This window comes from Nocardioides sp. NPDC047086 (genome assembly GCF_040643685.1).
Classification (GTDB): Bacteria; Actinomycetota; Actinomycetes; order Propionibacteriales; family Nocardioidaceae; genus Nocardioides.
Genome location: NZ_JBEYUV010000010.1, coordinates 114,450 through 135,406, shown reverse-complemented (window position 1 = coordinate 135,406; position 20,957 = coordinate 114,450). Strand labels below are relative to the sequence as shown.

22 protein-coding genes and 3 tRNA genes are annotated in these 20,957 nt (G+C 69.8%); 14 read left to right on the top strand and 11 right to left on the bottom strand.

Going from position 1 to position 20,957, the window contains the following annotated elements:
- Both ABZ796_RS10320 and ABZ796_RS10315 read right to left on the bottom strand, forming a co-directional pair.
- Positions 1-705, bottom strand: coding sequence for an ABC transporter ATP-binding protein (locus ABZ796_RS10320; protein ID WP_357336660.1), 705 nt, complete (start codon positions 703-705; stop codon positions 1-3).
- Positions 698-1,306 (bottom strand): biotin transporter BioY, encoded by a 609-nt coding sequence (locus tag ABZ796_RS10315; RefSeq protein WP_357336658.1) that lies wholly within the window; start codon positions 1,304-1,306, stop codon positions 698-700. The genes ABZ796_RS10320 and ABZ796_RS10315 overlap by 8 nt, the downstream gene beginning before the upstream one ends.
- 111 nt (positions 1,307-1,417) lie before the next feature.
- Here ABZ796_RS10315 and ABZ796_RS10310 point away from each other — a divergent pair, with 111 nt between their 5' ends.
- A complete protein-coding gene (locus ABZ796_RS10310) occupies positions 1,418-1,984 on the top strand; it encodes a TetR/AcrR family transcriptional regulator C-terminal domain-containing protein (protein WP_357336657.1) in 567 nt (188 codons plus the stop codon).
- A gap of 18 nt (positions 1,985-2,002) precedes the next feature.
- Here the strand turns inward: ABZ796_RS10310 and ABZ796_RS10305 are convergent, their stop codons facing one another.
- From ABZ796_RS10305 to ABZ796_RS10295, 3 genes are all read right to left on the bottom strand, one after another.
- Positions 2,003-2,611 carry a pentapeptide repeat-containing protein gene (locus ABZ796_RS10305; protein ID WP_357336655.1) on the bottom strand — a complete coding sequence of 203 codons (609 nt, stop codon included), beginning with the start codon at positions 2,609-2,611 and terminating at the stop codon, positions 2,003-2,005.
- Positions 2,612-2,642: 31 nt separating this feature from the next.
- Positions 2,643-3,731 carry an alpha/beta fold hydrolase gene (locus ABZ796_RS10300; protein WP_357336653.1) on the bottom strand — a complete coding sequence of 363 codons (1,089 nt, stop codon included), beginning with the start codon at positions 3,729-3,731 and terminating at the stop codon, positions 2,643-2,645.
- A gap of 195 nt (positions 3,732-3,926) precedes the next feature.
- Positions 3,927-4,277 carry a hypothetical protein gene (locus ABZ796_RS10295; RefSeq protein ID WP_357336651.1) on the bottom strand — a complete coding sequence of 117 codons (351 nt, stop codon included), beginning with the start codon at positions 4,275-4,277 and terminating at the stop codon, positions 3,927-3,929.
- A 117-nt stretch (positions 4,278-4,394) separates the two neighbouring features.
- Here ABZ796_RS10295 and ABZ796_RS10290 point away from each other — a divergent pair, with 117 nt between their 5' ends.
- Positions 4,395-5,138 (top strand): GNAT family N-acetyltransferase, encoded by a 744-nt coding sequence (locus ABZ796_RS10290; RefSeq protein WP_357336650.1) that lies wholly within the window; start codon positions 4,395-4,397, stop codon positions 5,136-5,138.
- Here the strand turns inward: ABZ796_RS10290 and ABZ796_RS10285 are convergent.
- Positions 5,131-6,027, bottom strand: coding sequence for a 3-methyladenine DNA glycosylase (locus ABZ796_RS10285; RefSeq protein WP_357336648.1), 897 nt, complete (start codon positions 6,025-6,027; stop codon positions 5,131-5,133). The two genes, ABZ796_RS10290 and ABZ796_RS10285, sit on opposite strands and share 8 nt — an antisense overlap.
- Before the next feature lie 70 nt (positions 6,028-6,097).
- On the opposite strand from ABZ796_RS10285, the gene ABZ796_RS10280 reads away from it, so the two are divergent.
- The 6 genes from ABZ796_RS10280 to ABZ796_RS10255 all read left to right on the top strand — a co-directional run bounded on the left by ABZ796_RS10280 (position 6,098) and on the right by ABZ796_RS10255 (position 9,967).
- Entirely contained in the window at positions 6,098-6,910 is an 813-nt protein-coding gene (locus ABZ796_RS10280; RefSeq protein WP_357336646.1) for a fumarylacetoacetate hydrolase family protein, read from the top strand.
- A gap of 11 nt (positions 6,911-6,921) precedes the next feature.
- Positions 6,922-8,448: a glutamate--tRNA ligase gene (gltX, locus tag ABZ796_RS10275; RefSeq protein WP_357336677.1), complete on the top strand. Its 1,527-nt coding sequence runs from the start codon at positions 6,922-6,924 to the stop codon at positions 8,446-8,448.
- A gap of 10 nt (positions 8,449-8,458) precedes the next feature.
- Positions 8,459-9,397, top strand: coding sequence for a CPBP family intramembrane glutamic endopeptidase (locus ABZ796_RS10270; RefSeq protein ID WP_357336645.1), 939 nt, complete (start codon positions 8,459-8,461; stop codon positions 9,395-9,397).
- Positions 9,398-9,519: 122 nt separating this feature from the next.
- Positions 9,520-9,591: transfer RNA gene (locus tag ABZ796_RS10265), tRNA-Gln, on the top strand.
- Positions 9,592-9,654: 63 nt separating this feature from the next.
- A tRNA-Glu gene (locus tag ABZ796_RS10260) sits at positions 9,655-9,730 on the top strand.
- A 164-nt stretch (positions 9,731-9,894) separates the two neighbouring features.
- Positions 9,895-9,967: transfer RNA gene (locus ABZ796_RS10255), tRNA-Glu, on the top strand.
- A 21-nt stretch (positions 9,968-9,988) separates the two neighbouring features.
- Here ABZ796_RS10255 and ABZ796_RS10250 read toward each other — a convergent pair.
- Entirely contained in the window at positions 9,989-10,528 is a 540-nt protein-coding gene (locus ABZ796_RS10250) for an arsinothricin resistance N-acetyltransferase ArsN1 family B (RefSeq protein ID WP_357336643.1), read from the bottom strand.
- An 18-nt stretch (positions 10,529-10,546) separates the two neighbouring features.
- Here ABZ796_RS10250 and ABZ796_RS10245 point away from each other — a divergent pair, with 18 nt between their 5' ends.
- Complete coding sequence (locus ABZ796_RS10245) at positions 10,547-11,119, top strand: XRE family transcriptional regulator (RefSeq protein ID WP_357336641.1); 573 nt, start codon at positions 10,547-10,549, stop codon at positions 11,117-11,119.
- A 15-nt stretch (positions 11,120-11,134) separates the two neighbouring features.
- Here ABZ796_RS10245 and hutU read toward each other — a convergent pair whose 3' ends face one another.
- From hutU to ABZ796_RS10230, 3 genes are all read right to left on the bottom strand, one after another.
- Positions 11,135-12,526 carry a urocanate hydratase gene (gene hutU / locus ABZ796_RS10240; protein ID WP_357336640.1) on the bottom strand — a complete coding sequence of 464 codons (1,392 nt, stop codon included), beginning with the start codon at positions 12,524-12,526 and terminating at the stop codon, positions 11,135-11,137.
- A 120-nt stretch (positions 12,527-12,646) separates the two neighbouring features.
- Positions 12,647-14,188: a histidine ammonia-lyase gene (hutH, locus tag ABZ796_RS10235; protein ID WP_357336638.1), complete on the bottom strand. Its 1,542-nt coding sequence runs from the start codon at positions 14,186-14,188 to the stop codon at positions 12,647-12,649.
- Between the two features lie 23 nt (positions 14,189-14,211).
- Positions 14,212-15,366: an LCP family protein gene (locus ABZ796_RS10230; RefSeq protein ID WP_357336637.1), complete on the bottom strand. Its 1,155-nt coding sequence runs from the start codon at positions 15,364-15,366 to the stop codon at positions 14,212-14,214.
- 174 nt (positions 15,367-15,540) lie between these two features.
- Here ABZ796_RS10230 and ABZ796_RS10225 point away from each other — a divergent pair, with 174 nt between their 5' ends.
- From ABZ796_RS10225 to ABZ796_RS10215, 3 genes are read left to right on the top strand one after another with little or no spacing between them, the layout of a single operon-like run.
- Positions 15,541-17,028 (top strand): Ada metal-binding domain-containing protein, encoded by a 1,488-nt coding sequence (locus tag ABZ796_RS10225; protein WP_357336635.1) that lies wholly within the window; start codon positions 15,541-15,543, stop codon positions 17,026-17,028.
- Complete coding sequence (locus ABZ796_RS10220; protein WP_357336633.1) at positions 17,028-17,507, top strand: methylated-DNA--[protein]-cysteine S-methyltransferase; 480 nt, start codon at positions 17,028-17,030, stop codon at positions 17,505-17,507. Before ABZ796_RS10225 ends, ABZ796_RS10220 begins: the two co-directional genes overlap by 1 nt.
- On the top strand, positions 17,507-17,941 hold the full coding sequence (locus tag ABZ796_RS10215) for a hypothetical protein (RefSeq protein WP_357336632.1): 435 nt from the start codon (positions 17,507-17,509) through the stop codon (positions 17,939-17,941). The genes ABZ796_RS10220 and ABZ796_RS10215 overlap by 1 nt, the downstream gene beginning before the upstream one ends.
- Positions 17,942-18,064: 123 nt before the next feature.
- Here the strand turns inward: ABZ796_RS10215 and ABZ796_RS10210 are convergent, their stop codons facing one another.
- Positions 18,065-18,787, bottom strand: a complete 723-nt coding sequence (locus ABZ796_RS10210) for an IclR family transcriptional regulator (RefSeq protein ID WP_008358359.1) — start codon at positions 18,785-18,787, stop codon at positions 18,065-18,067.
- 143 nt (positions 18,788-18,930) lie between these two features.
- Here ABZ796_RS10210 and leuC point away from each other — a divergent pair, with 143 nt between their 5' ends.
- Entirely contained in the window at positions 18,931-20,343 is a 1,413-nt protein-coding gene (leuC, locus tag ABZ796_RS10205; protein ID WP_357336630.1) for a 3-isopropylmalate dehydratase large subunit, read from the top strand.
- Positions 20,344-20,346: 3 nt separating this feature from the next.
- On the top strand, positions 20,347-20,952 hold the full coding sequence (leuD, locus tag ABZ796_RS10200; RefSeq protein WP_357336628.1) for a 3-isopropylmalate dehydratase small subunit: 606 nt from the start codon (positions 20,347-20,349) through the stop codon (positions 20,950-20,952).
- Positions 20,953-20,957: the final 5 nt, after the last annotated feature.

Here is a 20,957-nt window from a genome sequence, read left to right as displayed (position 1 = left end):
TCACCCCTCGCTCACCGTCCTCACGTAGTGCTTGACGGCGGCGTCGGCGTCGCCGTCGTAGCAGACCCGGCCGTCCTCGACGACGAGGACGCGGTCGCAGCGGCGTACGAGGTCGAGGTCGTGGGTGACGAGGACCAGCTGCTGCGGCAGCGAGAAGAGCAGGTCGCCGACCATCCGGGTGTTGCGCAGGTCGAGCAGCGTGGTCGGCTCGTCGGTGACCAGCACGTCCGGTGAGGTGGCGAGCACTCCCGCCAGAGCGAGCAGCTGCCGCTGACCCCCGGACAGCGCATGCACGCTCACCTCGGCCCGCTCGGCGAGCCCGAAGCGCGCCAGCGTGTCGAGGGCGAGCTGCTTGCGGCGTACGCGATCCTTCACGGTCCTGCGCAACGACAGCTCGACGTCCTCGACGCAGGTCGGCATCACCAGCTGGGCGGCGGGGTCGGTGAAGGTGAATCCGACCCTGCGGCGCACCGCAGCGCCATGACGGGCCACGTCGACGCCGTCGACGGTGACACGACCGGCGCTCGGCAGCACCAATCCGTTGATGAGACGGGCGAGGGTCGACTTGCCGGAGCCGTTGCTCCCGACGATCCCGATCCGCTGCTCGGTGAGAGACAGCGTCGTGGGCTGCAGGATGGTGCGGGAGCCGTCGAGGTCCGGGGACTCGACCCGGACCTCGGCGGCCTCGAAGCGGATCTCAGGCACGTCGGGCGAGCAGCTTCGGGAAGGCTCGGTGGACCTGGGAGGCGACGACCGCGGCGACGGCAGCCTTGATGAAGTCGCCGAGCCAGTAGGGGGCGTCGAAGACCGCCGCCTTCGCCAGGTCGACGTGGAGCACGATCGCCATCCCGATGATGCCGCCGACGTGGTTGATGACGACGCCGACGAGGCACGCGGCGAAGACGAGGAGCGGGTTGGTGCGGCGGGTACGCAGGACGTACTTCACCAGCAGGCCGACCGCGAGCACCATGACCGGGAACGACCACAGGTAACCACCGGTGACACCGACGAAGACACCGGGGCCGGCGGCGTGGCCGGCGAAGACTGGGAGGCCGGCGACGCCGAGGATCAGGTAGAGCACGACCGCGGCCGTGCCGCGGAGCGGCCCGAGCAGGGCGCCGGTCAGCAGCAGCGCGAACCCCTGCAACGTCAGCGGGACGCCGGCGCCACCGATCGGGATGGCGGCGAGGTAGGAGCAGACCGCGATCAGGGCCGCGAACGCGGCGATCAGCGCGAGGTCGGTGGTGTCGAGGCGCGACGCCTTCGCCACCGGGGTCTCGTCGGTGCTCGTGGGGGACTCGGTCATACTCGCTCCTGCGTACTCAGACCTGAACCTTGGTCAGGTGAACGGTGTTCAGGTTAAGGTCGAGGTACGCCTTCGTCCACTTCGTCCCACCGCCCGGCCCCTGGGAGCAACATGCGATACCGCCGTGAGGACGTCGTCGCCCGCGCGCTGCAGGTCCTCGACGACTACGGTCTCGCCGATCTGACGATGCGCCGGCTCGGCACCGAGCTCGGCGTACGTCCCAGCGCGCTCTACCACCACTTCGCCAACAAGCAGTCCCTGCTGGCCGCGGTGGCCGACGAGATCCTGCTTCGCGGTCGAAACGAGCCGGAAGGTGCATGGGACGTACGTGTCACCGGCATCTGCACCGACCTGCGCGACTCGCTGCTGGCCTACCGCGACGGCGCCGAGGTCGTCGCCACGGTCTGGGCCTTCGGGCTGGGCGCGACCCAGCCCCACGACGACCTCGTCGCCGCGCTGAGCGACGGCGGACTCGGCGACCTCGCGCCCGTCGCGGCCCGCACCCTGCTCCACTTCGTCTACGGCCACGCCGTCGACGAGCAGACCCACCTCCAGGCCGCCGCCGCGGGCGCCATCGAGGACGAGGTGCGCGACACCGACGACTTCGTCACCGGTCTGGGCCTGATCGCCGCCGGCCTCTCGATGGCCAAGGCCGTCCGCGAAGCCTCCGACCGCTGAGCCCTCCCGCTGCCGCGCTCAGGTCGCATCGACCACCGCGCCGTGGAGCTCGGCGAGCAGCACGGCGCCGGCGAGGTCGAGCTTCGTGTCGCGCAGCGATGCGGCGGTGAGGTCGACGCGGTCGAGCCCGGCCCCGCGCAGGTCGGCGCCGTGCAGCGTCGTCTCCTGCAGTGTGGCTCCGTCGAGCTGCGCGTCTCGCAGGATCGCCGAGGTGAGGTCGGCCAGGGACAGGTCGGCGTCGCGCAGGTCCAGCCCGGACAGATCGAGCCGGGCGAGGTTCGCGCCGCGCAGCGAGACCCCGCGCCAGACGCCGCCGATCACCTTCAGCGGCCGCAGGGTGCACCCCGAGAACTCGCTCCCGCTGAGCTTGCAGCCCTCGAACGTCGAGTCGAAGAAGTTCGTACGCCGGAAGTCACAGCCGACGAACGCCGAGCCGACGTGGGTCGAGGCGTTGAACCGGCCGCCGTGGAAGGTGCAGTTCTCGAAGAGCGCCGCCGACGTCGTCGCCTCGGTGAGGTCGACGTCGGTGAAGACGCAGTCGACGAACCGGTCTCCGGTGAGGTCGGCGGCGTACCAGTCCTCGTTGCGGAAGTGCTCGTCGGTCGCCTCGGCGGGTGGGTTCGGCATGGCGCACACCCTGCCATCAGCCACCGACAGTTCAGTCGTGCTGGCTGAACCACTCGTCGAGGAGCGGCCAGGTGTTGTCCCGGGCGGCGCGGCCGGTGAGCAGGCCGAGATGGCCGCCGGGGACGACGTCGAAGCGGAACTCCTCGGCGCCGGTGAGCAGGTCGACCAGCGGCCGGACCGAGGCGACGGGACCGATGCCGTCGTTGGCACCGGCGACGACGAGGGTGGGCTGCTTGACGTCGCGCAGGTGGACGGAGTGGTCGTCCCCGAGGTCGATCTGCCCGCTGAAGAGCGCGTTGGTGCGGAAGAAGTGGTGGTAGAGCTGCCCGAACGTACGCCCCGGGTAGGCGATGATGTTGTCGGTGAACCGGTCGACGGCCTCGAGTTGGGCGAGGAACTCACGGTCGGCCAGGTTGGCGAGCTTCGCGACCGGCTTGGTGAACATCTTGTCGACCGACGAGATCTGAAAAGCCCACCTGACCAGCGGCTTCGGGGCGCCGCCGAACGCCTGGTAAGCGGTGGTGACCAGGTTGCCAGGCGGCAGGTTGAGCAGCGGCCGCAGCGGCGCGATCAACGGCACCTGACGTACGTCGCAGGGCGCGCCGAGCACCGCCAGCGAGGCGATCGGGAGGTCGGGGGAGTCGGCGGCGGCGAGCATCGTGAAGATCCCGCCCAGCGACCAGCCGACCACGTGCACCGGCCGCCCGCCCGCGTGCTCGGAGACCGACCGGATCGCCTCCGGCACGACGTGCGCGATCCAGTGCTCGATGCCGAGGCTGCGATCGGCGAAGTTCACCTCGCCGTACTCGACCAGGTAGGTCGGCCGGTTGGTCTCCACCAGATGCTCCACGACCGAGCAGCCGCGCCGCAGGTCATAGCAGAGCGCTGGCGCCGCCAGTGGCGTCACCAGCAGCACCGGGTCGCCCTCAGGAATCACCCCCGCCACCGGCCGGTAGTGGTAGAGCTCGCGCCGGGTGCCGTCGTCGATCAACGTCCGCGGCATCGGCCGGAGGTCGGCGAGCCCGCCGTAGAGCAGCGAGTGCGCGACGTTCCCCGCTGCGGCGCCGACCGTGGTGGCGATCGAAGCGGCGGCTTTTCGGGGGTCGGGAAGGATGGCCATTGTGGGGCTAACGTAACCCGTCCTCCGAGGTCACGGCGCCGCGAGGTCGAGAGTCCAGGTCTGCCCGACGAGGTCGTGGCCGAAGCTGTGGTGCTTCTCCTCGTCGGTGAGGACGGCGCTGTACGCCTCATAGATCCGCCGTGCCGACACCAGGATGTGGTTGGTTCACAGGGTGACTTGGTCGTATCCCGCGGCTCAGGCGAGGTCGAGGCACTCCTCGACCAGGCGGGAGCCGACGCGGAGACAGCGTGCCTGCGCGGTGACCAGCAGGATCCGCAGCTTGGCGATGCCGGGCTGCTCGCCGTCGACCAGGAGGAGGCAGCCGGCCCGGTCGCCGTCGATGCCGGCGACCCAGGCCGCCTCCTTTGCCGGGTCGTGACCGGTGGCGTAGGCGGTGACGATCAGGGCGACCAGCGCCTTGAAATCGGTGCTCCAGCCGAACTGCTCGGTATAGATCTCACCGTGGGTCATCACCATCCAGCCCAGGTCTCCGGGACTGTCGGCGAGACGGACCTTCACCCGCGCGCCCTGCTCTTCGTGGGTCATCTGGTCTCATGCTGACACGACTGTTTCAGTAGGAGCTGTGCTACGCCGACGAGCACACCGGAGCCAACTCCCTCGGCCCGCAAGACAGAGTGTCTCGAGGCGGCGTACGCCTACGCTTTGGAGCACGGTCACGCCGATCTCTCGCTCCGCCCGGTGGCCGCCGCGATCGGCTCCAGCCCGCGCGTGCTGATGTTCCTGTTCGGCAACAAGGACGGGCTGCTCAAGGCGCTGTTGGCCCGCGCGCGTCGACGAGCTGGCGATGGTCGAGCCGCTGCACTCCTCGACCCGCTCGCCATCGGCGACCTCGAGCGGGTCACCGCCGCCGTCGAGCTCCATGCCGGTATCGTCGGCAGGACCATGCCGACCGATCAGCAACCCGTCATCCGCGCCGCGACCGGCGAGGACCTCCGTGACCTCCAGGCCCTCGCGCGGCGGGTGATCGACACCTGCTATCGAGGGTTCCTCGGCGACGAGGCGGTCGACTGGTTCATCGGCAGCGGCGCCTCGGACGAGCACGTGGCGACCCACCTGGACCAGGGCAGTATCCACTGCCTCGTCCACGACGGCCGGATCATCGGCCTCTCCATCCTCGACGGCTCCACGGTCGACCTGATGATGGTCGACCCGGAGCATCACCGACAGGGTCTCGGCCGCGTTCTGCTCCGGCATGCCGAGGACACCCTCCTCGCCCAGCACCCGACCATCAGGCTGGAGACCTTCTCGGGCAACACCCGGGCGATGTCGTTCTACGACGCCTGCGGCTGGGGCCTCGGTGAGCGACTCGTGGGTGAGGGACCCGACAAGGTCGAATACCTCAAGAGCCGCGCCACCGGCCCCGTCGTGTCCAGCACTCTCACGTAGCGAGTGCGAGCAGCCGTTCGCACCCGGCGATCAGCCGCTCCCGCAGCGGGGCGGCGCGCTCGGCGAAGCTCCGCTGGGCGGCGGCGTACTCCTGTTTCCCCGCGGCCGTCTCGATGCGGATCGGGTCGAGGTCGAGCTCGGAGAGGTCGTACGGAGCGGCTTTCATATCCATCGTGCGGATGTCCCAGGCGAGCTCGAAGCAGTCAGCGACGAGATCGGAGGAGACCAGAGGGGAGAGCCGGAAGGCGTGCTTGTAGAGGTCCATGTTGCCGTGCAGACACCCCGGCTGCTCGAAGGCCGCCCGGTCGTCGGATCGCGGGGAGAGCGTGTTGAGCGGCGCCGCCGGGGGAGTGAAGAAGCGGTACGCGTCGAAGTGGCTGCACGCGATGCGGTGGGACTCGACGACGCGGTCGGTCCCCGCAGCCCCCAGCCGCAGCGGCCAGTCGGCGTGGCGTACCTGTTCCGGGGTCAGGCGGTAGACCATCGCCCACTCGTGGAGGCCGAAGCAGCCGAAGTTGCCCTCACGCGAAGCGGTGGCGCGGAGCAGCTCGAGGAGGGTCTCGACGAGCAGGCGCTGCTTGGAGAGGTACGCGTCAGAGACTGTGTTGGTCTCGATACGCTCGGCCGAAGCCGGCCTCGCGGCTCGACCAGCGGGGGAGTAGCCCTTCAGCGACGAATACTCCGAAGCGTCCTCGAGAGCCACCCCGAACCCCGGGTGCCAGCGCAGCAGCTGGGCGGGCCGGTAGGAGTAGTAGGTGAAGAGGAAGTCGTTGACCGGGTGCTTGACCCGGGCGCCGCGGCGGGCGAGATGCGGCTCGACGTAGGGAGCCAGGCGCGCACGGTGAGCGGCCGCGCGAGCGGTCCACTCCGAACGCGACAGCACCTCCACGACGTACAAGCCTACGAAGGCGGTGCATAGTGAAGTGAATCGTGGCGACGGGTCCGGATAGGCTCAGCACGTGCGTATCGCCAGATTCACGACCAAGGGTGGCGAGCCCCAGTTCGGCGTCGTCATGGGGGACCTCGACGGCTACGGCCAGCTCAGCGAGGACGCGACCGTCGTCGCGCTCCAGGGCGACCCGCTGTTCTCGGGTGTCAACATCACCGACCAGGTCCACAAGTTCGAAGACGTCAAGCTGCTCGCGCCGGTGATCCCGCGCAGCAAGGTGGTCGCGGTCGCCCGCAACTACGCCAAGCACGCGGCCGAGCTGGGCAACGAGGTCCCGGAGGAGCCGCTCTTCTTCATCAAGCCCAACACCGCGGTCTGCGGCCCCGGCGACGCGATCCAGCGCCCGGCGGGAGTCGAGGACCTCCACTTCGAGGGTGAGCTCGCGATCGTGATCGGCCGGATCTGTCGCGACGTCCCGGAGACGAAGGTGAAGGACGTCATCTACGGGATGACGGTCGCCAACGACGTCACCGCCCGCGACGTTCAGCGGCGGCTCAAGCACTTCTCCCAGGCGAAGGGCTACGACACCTTCTGCCCGCTCGGCCCCTGGATCGAGACCGACGTCGAGCTCGAGCAGCTCGCCGCCGGCGTACGCATCCAGACGTTCCTCAACGGTGACGTCGTCCAGGACGGGTCCACGAAGGACCTCGTCCACGACATCCCGAAGCTGATCGCCCACATCAGCAGCGTGATGACGCTGCTGCCCGGCGATGTGATCCTCACCGGCACCCCCGAGGGTGTCGGTCCCATGGAGCCCGGCGACGAGATCGAGATCTTCGTCGAGGGGCTCGGAGCTCTGACCAACAAGGTGGCACAGCGTTGACTGGCATTGGAATGACCGGCACCCTCGACCCCAAGGACTACCGCGTCCGGATGGCGCCCTCGCCGACCGGGTCACCCCATGTCGGCCTGGTCCGGACCGCCCTGTTCAACTGGGCCTTCGCGCGCCACCACGGCGGCACCTTCGTGTTCCGCATCGAGGACACCGACAAGGCGCGCAACACCCAGGAGTCCTACGACGGGCTCATCGACCTGATGCGCTGGCTCGGCCTCGACTGGGACGAGGGCGTCGAGGTCGGCGGCCCCTACGGCCCCTACCGCCAGTCGGAGCGCTCGGAGATCTACGCCGACGCGCTCGCGCGGCTGCGCGCCTCCTCCTACGTCTATGAGTGCTACTGCACCGGCGAGGAGACCACCGCGCGCTACGAGGAGAGGCTCGCCGCCTACAAGGCCGCGAAGGCCGAGGGCATCAAGGGCGAGGCCCCGACCCAGGGCTACGACAACCACTGCCGCGACCTGAGCGAGGACCAGATCAAGGCGTACGAGGCGGAGGGCCGCACCTCGGTGCCGAGGTTCCGCATGCCCGACGGCTCGATCACCTTCAACGACCTCGTCCGGGGCGAGGTGACCTTCGAGACCAAGCACGTCCCCGATTACGCGCTCGCGCGCGCCAACGGCGACCCGCTCTACACGCTCACTGCGCCGGTCGACGACGCCACCATGAACATCACCCACGTCTTCCGGGGCGAGGACCTGCTCTCCTCGACCCCTCGCCAGATCGCGCTCTTCGACGCGTTCATCGAGGTCGGCCTGGCCGAGCGTGCCCCGTTCTTCGGGCACCTGCCGTACGTCATGGGTCAGGGCAACAAGAAGCTCTCCAAGCGCGACCCGGAGGCGCACGCGCTGAAGTACCGCGAAGAGGGATTCCTGCCCGAGGGGCTGCTCAACTACGTGGCTCTGCTCGGCTGGGCGATCGCTGCCGACCGTGACATCTTCACCATGGAGGAGATGGTCGAGGCCTTCGAGATCTCCGACGTGGTCAAGAACCCGGCCCGCTTCGACATCAAGAAGGCCGAGGCGATCAACGCCTCCCACATGCGGCTGCTGCCGATCGAGGAGATCACCCACCGGGTGATTCCCTACCTCAAGGCCGACGGGATCATCAGCGACCCGGTCAACGATGCCGACGCGCAGATGCTCGAGGCCGCGATGCCGCTGGTCGCCGAGCGGATCAACAAGCTCGGCGAGGCCTCCGACATGCTGCGGTTCCTCTTCGTCCCGGAGGCCGACTTCGCGCTCGACGAGGAGGACGCCGCCAAGCTCCTCGACGAGGAGGGCCTGGGTGTCGTCAAGGCTTCCTACACCGCGCTGACCGGTCTCCACACGTGGTCGACCGCCGAGATCCAGGACGCGCTGACCGCGGCCCTGATCGACGGCCTCGGGCTCAAGCCGCGCAAGGCGTACGGCCCGGTGCGGGTCGCGGTGACCGGCAAGCGGATCAGCCCGCCACTGTTCGAATCCATGGAGCTGCTCGGTCGGGAGCGTACGCTGGGCCGTCTGAAGGCGGTTCTCGGGAAGTAGGTCGGACAGGATGAGCACGGTCATGGAGCCGCCTTCGGGACTGGCGTACTACCAGGTGCAGCGCAGCGGGCGCAGTGGCTGGGGGCGGCCCCTGGTCGGACTCATCCTGATCGGACTGTGCGTCTTCTTCGTCTCGCCGGCGGTGGTGTTGGCCGGGTTCGAGCTCTTCTTCATGCTCGCCGGGGACAACGTTGCCACGGGGATGGCCAATGTCGCCGACGTGGAGAACGTCACCCCGGAGTCGCTGGCCTTCCTGCTGCTCTCGCTGGCCGGGGCGATCCCCGCGGCGATGCTGCTGTGCTGGGCGCTGCACGGGCTGCGACCGGGCTGGCTGGCCTCGGTCGAGCGACGGATCCGGTGGCCGTGGCTGCTCCAGTGTCTCGGGATCGCGGCGATCACGATGGTCGTCACCGTCATCATCGCCTCCCGGCTGCCGATCCCCGGCGACGACCTCGGGCCCAGCACGCTCAACCCCTACACGAGCACGATGCGCGACTTCGTGCTCGTGATCGTGCTGCTCACCCCGCTGCAGGCGGCAGGGGAGGAGTATCTCTTCCGCGGCTACATCTTCCAGACCTTCGGGTCGCTCTTCGGTGGGATGATGGGCGCCCGGACGGTCTCGGTGACGATCACCGCGCTGCTGTTCGCCTTCGCCCACGGTTCCCAGGATCTGCCGCTGTTCCTGGACCGGTTCGCCTTCGGCATCGTCGCCGGGATCTGTGTGATCGCCACCGGTGGCATCGAGGCGGGCATCGCGATGCATGTCCTCAACAACTTCGTCAGCCTCGGCATGGCCGTCGCCTTCGGCGACATCTCGACGGTGCTCAACACCAGCGAGGGGTCGTGGTGGCGGATCCCGGTCACCCTGGTCCAGTCGGGCGTCTTCCTGGCGCTGACCGTGTGGGCCGCGCGATCAGCGGGCCTCTCCACCACGACGAAGAGCCCCTGACCTGACGCCGATGGGCGTGCCGATTTCGTCGCCAGGGACCTCGCCGGTAATGTTTCCTCTCGGTTCGAGGGAGAAATCCTGAGGGCCGCATCGTTCTTGTGAGGCTTAGTCGAGCAAGATGATGGGCTATGGTGTAATTGGCAACACGACTGGTTCTGGTCCAGTTATTCTAGGTTCGAGTCCTAGTAGCCCAGCGGATCCTCTCCGGAGGATTTGGGAGTCACCGAAGCGGTTCGCTAAGGTTTCACCCGCTGCAAGCCCCCGTCGTCTAGCGGCCTAGGACGTCGCCCTCTCACGGCGGTAACGCCGGTTCAAATCCGGTCGGGGGTACCACGCAGGAAGAGCCCCGAGTCACTGACTCGGGGCTCTTCGCCATTTCCGCTGCGGGCGCGGATGGGGCGGCTTCGTGGCGGCGGTCCCGATGTGGGGGATCGCCGGGTCATCCGGTAATGTTTCTCCTGCCCGCGAGGCCGAAAGGTTCATCGCGGGAGGTGCAAGCCCCCGTCGTCTAGCGGCCTAGGACGTCGCCCTCTCACGGCGGTAACGCCGGTTCAAATCCGGTCGGGGGTACAACGCACGGGAAGCCCCGAGTCACTGACTCGGGGCTTCTTGGTTCTCCGGGTCCAGATCCAGCTGCAGCCAGGTGACGTCGTGCCAGGCGTCGAACTTCCAGCCGATCCGACGGTACGTCCCCACCTCGGTGAAGCCGAAGGATCGGTGGATCCCGAGACTGGCCTCGTTCGGGATGGCGATCCCGGCCAGCGCGCGGTGGAAGCCGCGCTCCTTCAGGTGTGGGAACAGGGCTGCGTACAGGGCCTTGCCTGCGCCGTTGCCGTGCCGGTCCCGGTCGAGGTAGATCGACACGTCGCAGGCCCAGCGGTAGGCGGCGCGGGTGCGGTGCTGGGTGGCGTACGCATAGCCGAGGATCTTCGGGCCGGTCTCGGTCCCGATCTCCAGCACGAGCCAGGCGTGCTCGGCCTGGGCTGCCTTGATGCGGTCGGCCATCTCCTCGGCTGTCGGCGGCTCGGTCTCGAAGGAGATGACGGTGTCGCGGACGTACGGCTCGTAGATCGCAGCGCAGGCCGCGGCATCATCGGGCGTCGCGTGGCGGATGGTCCAGGCAGAAGGCATGTCTCCTATAGTAGTCGTGTGGCTGACGATAGTGACGAGTTCGGTGAAGCCCTGGCGGCCAACATCAGATCGGCGCGGGAGTCGCTCGGGATGACCGTCGCGGGCCTCGCGGAGGCGTCCGGGGTGTCCCGGGCGATGATCTCGAAGATCGAGCGGGGCGAGGCCCAGCCGACCGCGGTCCTGCTCACCCGGCTCTCCGGGGCGCTGGAGCTGACCCTGTCGGAGCTGATCGCGCGGGCCGAGGGGGACGCGGTCCGGGTGGCTCGCAGATCCGAGCAGACCGAGTGGCGGGACCCCGAGACCGGCTACGTACGCCGTGCCGTCTCACCGCCCGCGCGCGGGATCCTGGAGCTGGTCGAGGTGGAGTTCCCGGCCGGTGCGTCGGTGGCTGCGCCCGCCTCGGCGTACGCCTTCAAGGAGCAGCAGATCTGGGTGCTCTCGGGGCACCTGCGGTTCGTCGAGGGCGACCTCGTCCACGAGCTCGACGCGGGGGACTGCCTGCAGCTGGGGCCACCGGCCGACTGCGTCTTCGTCAACCCGACCGACGAGCCGTGCCGCTATCTGGTGGTGCTCGGCAAGCGTCGCGGGTGAGCCGGACGGGTTCGGTCAGGAGTCCAGCATCGGGACGTTGAGCCCCCGCTCACGCGCGACGTCGCGCGCGTGCTCGTAGCCGGCGTCCACGTGGCGCATGACGCCCGAGCCGGGGTCGTTGGTGAGGACGCGCTCGATCTTCTCCGCGGCGAGCGGTGTGCCGTCGGCGACGCAGACCTGACCGGCGTGGATCGAACGGCCGATGCCGACGCCGCCGCCGTGGTGGATGCTCACCCAGCTCGCGCCGGAGGCGGTGTTGAGCAGCGCGTTGAGCAGCGGCCAGTCGGCGATCGCGTCGGACCCGTCCAGCATCTGCTCGGTCTCGCGGTAGGGGGAGGCCACCGAGCCGGAGTCGAGGTGGTCGCGGCCGATGACGACCGGCGCCGAGAGCTCCCCGGAGGCGACCATCTCGTTGAACTTCAGCCCGGCGAGGTGGCGCTCCTGGTAGCCCAGCCAGCAGATCCGCGCCGGTAGGCCCTCGAAGTGCACCTTCTCCGCGGCCTGGGTGATCCAGCGCTTGAGGCCCTCGTTCTCGGGGAAGAGGTCGACGATCGCGCGGTCGGTCCTGGCGATGTCCTCGGGGTCACCCGAGAGCGCCGCCCAGCGGAACGGGCCGAGGCCCTCCTCGAAGAGCGGTCGGATGTAGGCGGGGACGAAGCCGGGGAAGGCGAACGCGTTCGCGTACCCACCCAGGCGGGCACCCTCCCGCAGCGAGTTGCCGTAGTCGAACACCTCGGCATCACGGCTCATGAAGCCGACCATCGCCTCGACGTGCCTGGCCATCGAGGCCTGCGCCTTCTCGGTGAAGTCGTCGGGGTCCTCCTCGGCGCGGGCGGCCCACTCCGCGACCGTGTACTCCAGCGGGAGGTAGGAGAGCGGGTCGTGTGCCGAGGTCTGGTCGGTGACGATGTCGATCTCGACCTCGCGCGCCAGGATCTCCGGGAACACCGCGGCACAGTTGCCGACGAGGCCGATGGAGCGCGGCGTACGGGACTTCTTGGCCTCCTCGGCCTGGGCCAGGGCGTCCTCGAGGGAGCCGGCGACGGTGTCCATGTAGCCGTGGTCGACGCGGCGCTGGAGACGGGCCGCGTCGACGTCGACGACGATCACGACGCCCTTGTTGAGGGTCACTGCGAGCGGCTGGGCGCCGCCCATGCCGCCGCAACCGCCGGTCAGCGTCAGGGTGCCGGCCAGGGTGCCCCCGAACCGTTTGCGGGCGATGGCGTCGTACGCCTCCCAGGACCGCGCGGCGCGGCCCGTGCCGCCGTAGACGACCAGGTCGTCGGGGCGCTCGGCCACCTCCGGGTCGAGGTTGTTCATCAGCATGCGCTTGGCGGCTTCGGCCTGCCAGGTCTTGGCGGTGATCTCGGAGCCGCGGGCCGCGCGTACAGTGCGTGGTTCGCTCATGTGGTCCATCTCACCTCATCGGGGATCGGGCGTCAGCCGGACCCGTCGAAAAGGTCGTTCCGGGGGAGCGTGTCGGCGCCAGTTTCCCGCTATGGCGGGAAACTGGCGCCGCCGCAGCAGTCAGCGGATGTCGGCGAGCTCGCGCGCCTTGCCCAGGAGCGCGCCGGTGGCGACGAGGCCCACGACGGCCTTGATGTCGGGGGCCAGGAAGCGGTCGGGGCCCGGGGGCGGGACCAGCTCGCGGATCTGCGCGACCAGCGCGGCGCCGACGGCGCCAGGACGCTCGGGAGCGCGCATGTCGATCGCGCGGGCGGCGGTGAGGACCTCGATGGCCACGACCTGCTGAGCCCCGCAGATCGCGCGGCGGAGCTTGCGGGCGGCGTTCCAGCCCATCGAGACGTGGTCCTCCTGCATCGCGGAGGTGGGGATGGAGTCGACGCTCGCCGGCACCGCGAGACGCTTGAGGTCGGAGACGATCCCGGCCTGGGTGTACTGCGCGATCATGTGCCCGGAGTCGACCCCGGGATCGTGGGCCAGGAACGGCGGCAGCCCGTGGTTGCGCGACTTGTCGAGGAAGCGGTCGGTGCGGCGCTCGGAGATCGAGGCGAGGTCGGCGGTGGCGATCGCCAGGAAGTCGAGTACGTAGCCGACCGGTGCGCCGTGGAAGTTGCCGTTGGACTCGACCCTGCCGTCGAGCGTGACCACCGGGTTGTCGACCGCGCTGGCGAGCTCGGTCTCGGCCACGTGGGCGGCATGGGCCATGGTGTCGCGCACCGCGCCGTGGACCTGGGGTGCGCAGCGCAGCGAGTAGGCGTCCTGCACCCGGGTGAACCCGGTGCCGCGGTGGTCGGCGACGATGCCGCTGCCGGCGAGGACGGCGCGGATGTTGGCGGCCGAGGTCGCCTGGCCGGCGTGCGGACGCAGGGCCTGGAGATCCTCGGCGAAGACGCTGTCGGTGCCCTGGAGCCCCTCGATGCTCAGCGCTCCGGCGATGTCGGCAGTGGCGACCAGGTCGTCGAGGTCGGCGAGGGCCAGGACGAGCATCGCCAGCATCCCGTCGGTGCCGTTGATCAGCGCCAGCCCCTCCTTCTCGCGCAGCCGCACCGGGGTGATTTCGGCGGCTGCCAGCGCCTCGGCCGCGGGCACCAGATCCCCGTCGGCGTTGCGTACGTCTCCTTCGCCCATCGCCGCGAGCGCGCAGTGGGCCAGCGGGGCCAGGTCGCCGGAGCAGCCGAGCGAGCCGTACTCACCGATCACCGGGGTGATCTGGGCGTTGAGGAGGGCGGCGTAGGTCTGGGCGACCTCGGGGCGCACCCCGGTCCGCCCCGTGGCGAGGGTCGAGAGGCGCAGCAGCATGAGGCCGCGTACGACCTCCTTCTCGACCTCCGTGCCCGAGGAGGCCGCGTGCGAACGGACCAGCGAGGCCTGCAGCTGGGCGCGGTGCTCGGGCGGGATCGAGGTGTTGGCCAGGGCGCCGAAACCGGTCGAGATGCCGTAGTGGGGCCGGGTGTCGTGGGCCAGCGACTCGATGAGCTCGCGGCTCGTGGTCATCGCGGCCAGCGACTCGTCGGTCAGGGTGATGGGGGCGTGGTGGCGGGCGACGGCGACTACCTGATCGAAGGTGAGGGCACCGACCCCGACGGGAACCGTGGTGTTGGTCATGAGGTGAGTGGATCACATCACATTCAGGCGGGCGAGCACAGGCCGTTGTCGGCGGCGTCCTTCTCCTGGTCCTCGGGAGTCACGGTGTCGGCCGGGACCTCGTCCGGTGAGGCGCTGACCTCAGGAATTCCAGCGGGGGCGGAGGTCGTCGGCGAGGGAGCGGGGGAGGCCGTCGCGTCGTGGAGCGGACGGTCCTCGAGCATCCGCGTCCACAGACTCTCGGCCTGCGGGAGGATCTCGAGGCGGCCCCAGTTGGGGTCGCCGGCGGGGTAGGCCCGGTTGGGCACGGTCTCGAACTCGATGGTCGAGGGGTCCAGGTCCCGCATCTGGCCGGCCAGGTCGGCCAGCCCGGCGACGGAGCCGATGTCGGTGGTGATCGACCGGGAGAGCTCGGTGGCGAACGTGGCGAGCCGACGCGGGCGGGTCAGGGTGCCGGCGGAGAGGACCTTGGTGGCGAGGGCGGTGAGGAAGTACTGCTGACGCCGCATCCGGCCCAGGTCGGCGTTGGGGGTGGAGGAGCGGTTGCGGACGTAGTCGAGGGCCTGTTTCCCGCGCAGGTTGTGGGTCCCGGCGGGCAGGAAGATGTTGTGCTCCTCGTCGTCGATCGCCTCGGGGATGCAGATCGTGACCCCACCGACGGCGTCGACCATCCCGCGGAACCCCGCGAAGTCGAGCGCGATGTAGTGGTCGATCGGGATCCCGGTGAGCAGCTCGGTCTGGCGGGCGGTGCAGATCGGGCCGGCCAGGGAGTAGGCCTCGTTCCACATCACCCCGCTCGCCTCGGGGATCGTGGTGCCGTCCGCGGCGGTGCACTCCGGCCGGTCGACGAGCGCGTCGCGCGGGATCGAGACGCCGTAGGCCGACTTCCGGTCGGAGGCGACGTGGAGCAGGATCGTGCTGTCGGAGCCGCCGGAGCCACCCTCGCCGTCGATGGAGCAGCCGTCGCAGTCGCGCCCGTCGGTGCCCAGGATCAAGATGTTGAGCGGCTGCTTGGGGCCCTCGTCCTCGTTCTCGGGCTCATCGACGAGGTGGCGGATGTCGCCGCCGGAGCCGAGGTTGCTGTTGAGATGGTCGTAGAACGCCCAGGTGCCGATCCCGGTGCCGACCGCCAGGAACAGCATCGTGACCACGACGGTGAGCACGACCGTACGTGTCCCCGACCTCGCTTCGGTCCCCATCACCCTCCCTCACCGTCTGCCTGAGCAGACCGTCTCCGTGCGCAGCCCACACAGGTTGTACGCGCCAATGAGCCGAGAGGTTGCTGCTTCAGGTAACGGCATTGTGAAACCATGAGGAAGGCACTGTCCGAAAACCGCGCGTAATTTCTTTCCGAACGCGGCAACATGGTGGACATGGATGGAACGACGAGCGTGAACGGACTCGACTTCGAATCGTGCTATCGCGCTGTACGTTCGCGCGACCGCCGCTTCGACGGCATCTTCTACACGGCGGTGGCCTCCACCGGGATCTACTGCCGGCCCTCGTGCCCGGCCCGGACCCCGGCGCTGACCAACGTCTCCTTCCACCGGACCGCGGCGGCGGCTCAGGCCGCCGGCTACCGGGCCTGCAAGCGCTGCCGCCCCGATGCCACCCCGGGCAGCCCGGAGTGGGACGTGGCCGCCACCCTGGCCGGGCGCGCGATGCGGCTGATCGCCGACGGCGTCGTCGACAGGGAAGGGGTGGAGGGGCTGGCTCATCGGGTCGGCTACTCGCCTCGCCACCTGACCCGGCTGCTGACCACCGAGCTCGGCGCCGGTCCCCTGGCGCTGGCCAGGGCGCGCCGCGCGCAGACCGCCCGGACCCTGGTCGAGACCACCGAGCTCGGCTTCGCGGACATCGCCTTCGCCGCCGGCTTCTCGAGCGTACGTCAGTTCAACGACACCGTCCGCGAGGTCTATGCGGCCTCGCCGACCGAGCTCCGCGGCCGCCGTGGCTCGCGGCGCCGGGCTGACGGGACGATCGCGCTCCGGCTCGCCGTCCGCACCCCGTTCGCCGGCCGAGCCCTGCATTCCTTCCTGCGCGATCATCTGGTGCCGGGCGTCGAGGTCGCCGGGGTCGAGGACGGGCGGCGATGGTTCGCCCGGACGCTCGACCTGCCCAACGGGCCGGGCACGCTGCGTCTCGAGCTCGCCGACATCCCCGAGGGCGAGACCGGCTTCGTCCACGCGACCTTCAAGCTCGCCGACCTGCGCGACACCACCGCCGCCGTCGAGCGTGCCCGCCGGCTGCTCGACGCCGACTGCGACCCGCGTGCGGTCGGCGACGTCTTCGTCGGGGACGAGGTGATCGGTCCGCTGGCCCGGGCGCTACCGGGGCTGCGGGTGCCGGGCACCGTCGACGGGGGCGAGCTGGCGCTGCGTACGATCGTGGGCCAGCAGGTCTCGGTCGCCGGAGCGCGCACCGTGCTGGCCGGGATCGTCGCCGAGCACGGTCGCCCGATCACGACCGACATCGACGGCCTCACTCATCTGTTCCCGTCCGCGGAGGTCCTGGCCGCCGCTGATCCGGCCGGCATGCCGATGCCGCGCTCGCGGGGACGCGCGGTCACCGGTCTGGCCGCGGCGCTCGCCTCCGGCGAGCTCCAGCTGGACCGCGGCACCGACCGCGACGTCGTGCACGAGCAGCTGATCGGCCTGCCCGGAGTCGGTCCGTGGACCGCCGACTACGTCGCGCTGCGTGCTCTCGGCCATCCCGATGTCTTCCTGCCGACCGATGTCGGCATCAAACGAGCGCTGGAAGTGCTCGGTGCGCCCGCGGCGGACGTCGCCGCGTGGCGGCCGTGGCGCTCGTACGCCCTGCTCTATCTGTGGACCTCACTGACTGCCTTGGAGAAACTGTGATGTGGACTCTCATCGACTCGCCCGTCGGCGAGCTCCGGCTGGTCGCGCACGACGGCGCGATCACCGCGATCGACTTCATGCCGGCCGACTATGCCAACGGCCGGGTGCTCGGCGACCGGTCCGACTCGGATCCGCTGCTGGTGGAGTGTGCCCGGCAGCTCGCCGAGTACTTCGCCGGTGACCGGACAACTTTCGACCTCCCGCTGGCGCCTGCGGGCACGGCGTTCCAGGAGCGGGTCTGGGAGCAGCTGCGGCAGATCGAGTACGGCACGACCTGCTCCTACGGCCAGATCGCCGGCCGCCTGTCGCTGACCGGCCACGGCGCGCGCGCCGTCGGGCTCGCCAATGGCAGGAACCCCATCCCGATCGTCATCCCGTGTCACCGTGTCGTCGGTGCCGACGGTTCCCTGACCGGCTACGCCGGTGGCCTGGACCGCAAGACGACGCTGCTGGGCCTGGAGAGCGGTGCGCTCTTCTGATGCCGAGACTCTGGTGGCGTACGCCGCTGGCGGCCGCCGTGCTCGTGGCTGCCCTCGCCGGGTGTGGCGAGGAGGCCGCGGAACCCGCTGAACCCACCGACCCCGCCGAGCCCGCGGCAGGGGAGAGCCGGAGCGAGGCCGAGAGCGAGCTGCTGGTCAACGGCCGCGCGAGGTGCGATCAGGACGTGTCGAGCGACGAGGCGAAGAACACGATCGAACGCGTCGGCGGGCTCCAGCAGCCGACCTGGTCGGTGCGGTTCGCCGAGAGCACCCCTGCCGGTGTGATCGTGCTGGTCGTCGGTGACCTCGAGGACGCCCGGCCCCGGCTCTTCGACGACTACCGCGTGGCGGTGATCGTCGCGTCCTCCGAGGCCCAGACGCGTACGGAGGACTTCAAGGCCGTGCGCGAGGCGGTGCGGGAGATCTGCGGCTGAATGCTCACCGAGTTACCTCGGTCAGGTGACGCTCCCTTCGTGGAACTCCGCGAGGGAAGCGGGCACCCACCGAGTTACCCTTCGACAAGCTCAGGACATCGCCTCGGTGAGCATCCGGCGGCGCTACTCCGCAGCCGCGCGCCGCAGCGACTCCGAGAGCCGGTCGGCAGCGGCGAGGACGGCCGGGGCGTGCATCTTGCCGGGCTGGCGGGTGAGGCGCTCGAGGGGGCCGGAGACGGAGACTGCGGCGATGACCTTGCCACCGGGGGAGCGGACCGGGGCGGAGACCGACGCGACGCCGGCCTCGCGCTCGCCGATCGACTGCGCCCAGCCGCGGCGGCGGATGCCGGAGAGGGCAGCCGCGGAGAAGGCGGCGTTCTGCAGCCCGCGGTGGAGGCGCTCGGGGTCCTCCCACGCGATCAGTATTTGAGCTGCCGACCCGGCACGCATCGTCAGCTGCGAGCCGACGGGGATGGTGTCGCGCAGGCCGGAGGGACGCTCGGCGGCAGCCACGCAGACGCGGAAGTCGCCCTGGCGCCGCCACAGCTGCGCCGACTCACCGGTGATGTCGCGCAGGCGGGCCAGGACGGGCCCGGCGGTGGCCAGCAGTCGGTCCTCGCCGGCGGCGGCGGAGAGCTCGGCCAGGCGCGGGCCGAGGACGAAGCGGCCCTGCATGTCGCGGGCGACCAGACGGTGGTGCTCGAGCGCGACCGCCAGACGGTGTGCGGTCGGGCGGGCCAGCCCCGTCCCGGCCACCAGGCCGGCCAGGGTCGCTGGGCCGGATTCGAGAGCTGTGAGCACAAGGGCGGCCTTGTCGAGCACGCCCACACCGCTGGAACTGTCCATATCGCAAGACTAACTTCTCAGAACCTGAGATGCAACGTTAGGCTCGGAGAAGCAGACTGGAAGTGGCGGATCTGACACCAGGATTCAACGCTCGAACCGCCACCGGCCACTACAGACCAAAGATGCCAGATGGAGAACGTGTCATGGGCAGGACCTTGTCGGAGAAGGTGTGGGACGAGCATGTCGTCCGGTCGACCGCCGGAGAGCCCGATCTCCTCTACATCGACCTTCACCTCATCCACGAGGTGACCAGCCCGCAGGCCTTCGACGGCCTGCGGCTCTCCAACCGGCCGGTGCGCCGCCCGGACCTCACCATCGCCACCGAGGACCACAACGTCCCGACCCTCGACTGGGACAAGCCGATCGCCGACCCGGTCAGCCGCACCCAGGTCGAGACGCTGCGCAAGAACGCCGAGGAGTTCGGCGTACGGCTGCACCCGCTCGGCGACGCCGAGCAGGGGATCGTGCACGTCGTCGGCCCGCAGCTGGGGCTCACCCAGCCGGGAATGACCATCGTGTGCGGTGACTCGCACACCTCCACGCACGGCGCGTTCGGTGCTATCGCGTTCGGCATCGGCACCTCCGAGGTCGAGCACGTGCTCGCGACTCAGACGCTGATGCAGGACAAGCCGAAGACGATGGCGGTCACGGTCGACGGCACCCTGCCCGAGGGCGTGAGCGCCAAGGACCTGATCCTCACCCTGATCTCCAGGACCGGCACCGGCGGTGGCCAGGGTTACATCGTGGAGTATCGCGGCGAGGCCATCCGTGAGCTCTCCATGGAGGCCCGGATGACGATCTGCAACATGTCGATCGAGTGGGGTGCCAAGGCCGGCATGATCGCCCCCGACGAGACCACGTTCGCCTACATCAAGGACAAGCCCGAGGCCCCGAAGGGCGCCGAGTGGGACCAGGCCGTCGCGCACTGGAAGTCCCTGGTCACCGACGAGGACGCCGTCTTCGACAAGGAGATCGTCCTCGACGCCGCCGAGGTCACCCCGTTCGTCACCTGGGGCACCAACCCCGGCCAGGGCGTCCCGCTGGGCGCGGCCGTCCCCAGCCCCGACGACTTCGAGGACGCCGACGCGAAGATCGCGGCCGAGAAGGCTCTGACCTACATGGGCCTCGAGGCCGGCACCCCGATGCGCGAGGTGCACATCGACACCGTCTTCCTCGGCTCCTGCACCAACGGGCGCATGGAAGACCTGCGTACGGCTGCCGACATCATCCAGGGCCACCACGTCGCCGAGGGGACCCGCTTCCTGGTCGTCCCCGGCTCGGCGAAGGTGCGCCTCCAGGCGGAGGAGGAGGGTCTGCACAAGATCTTCCTCGACGCCGGTGCCGAGTGGCGCGGTGCGGGCTGCTCGATGTGCCTGGGTATGAACCCCGACACCCTCGCCCCCGGCGAGCGTTCGGCCTCCACCTCCAACCGCAACTTCGAGGGTCGCCAGGGCAAGGGCGGTCGCACCCACCTGGTCTCGCCGGAGGTGGCTGCCGCCACCGCCGTACGCGGCACCCTCTCCTCGCCCGCCGACCTCGTCACCGTTGGAGCCTGAGCCATGGACAAGTTCACCACCCACGCCGGCGTCGGCGTACCCCTGCGTCGCAGCAACGTCGACACCGACCAGATCATCCCCGCGGTCTACCTCAAGCGCGTCACCCGCACCGGTTTCGAGGACGGCCTCTTCGCCGCCTGGCGCAACGACCCGACCTTCGTCCTCAACAACGAGGCGTACGCCGGGGCCTCCGTTCTCGTCGCCGGCCCCGACTTCGGCACCGGCTCCTCGCGTGAGCACGCCGTCTGGGCGCTGATGGACTACGGCTTCCGGGTCGTCATCTCGAGCCGCTTCGGCGACATCTTCCGCGGTAACTCCGGCAAGGCCGGCCTGCTCGCGGCGAAGGTCGACGAGAAGGTCGTCCAGAAGCTGTGGGACTACCTCGACGACAACCCCGGTGCCCAGATCACCGTCGACCTGGAGTCGCGCACCGTCCGTGCCGGCGAGGGTTCCGACGCCATCGAGGACTCCTTCGACATCGACGACTACACCCGCTGGCGCCTCCTCGAGGGCCTCGACGACATCGGCATCACGCTCTCCCACGAGGACGACATCGCCACGTACGAGGCGACCCGGCCCTCCTTCAAGCCGGTCACCCAGCACGCCTGAGCCCC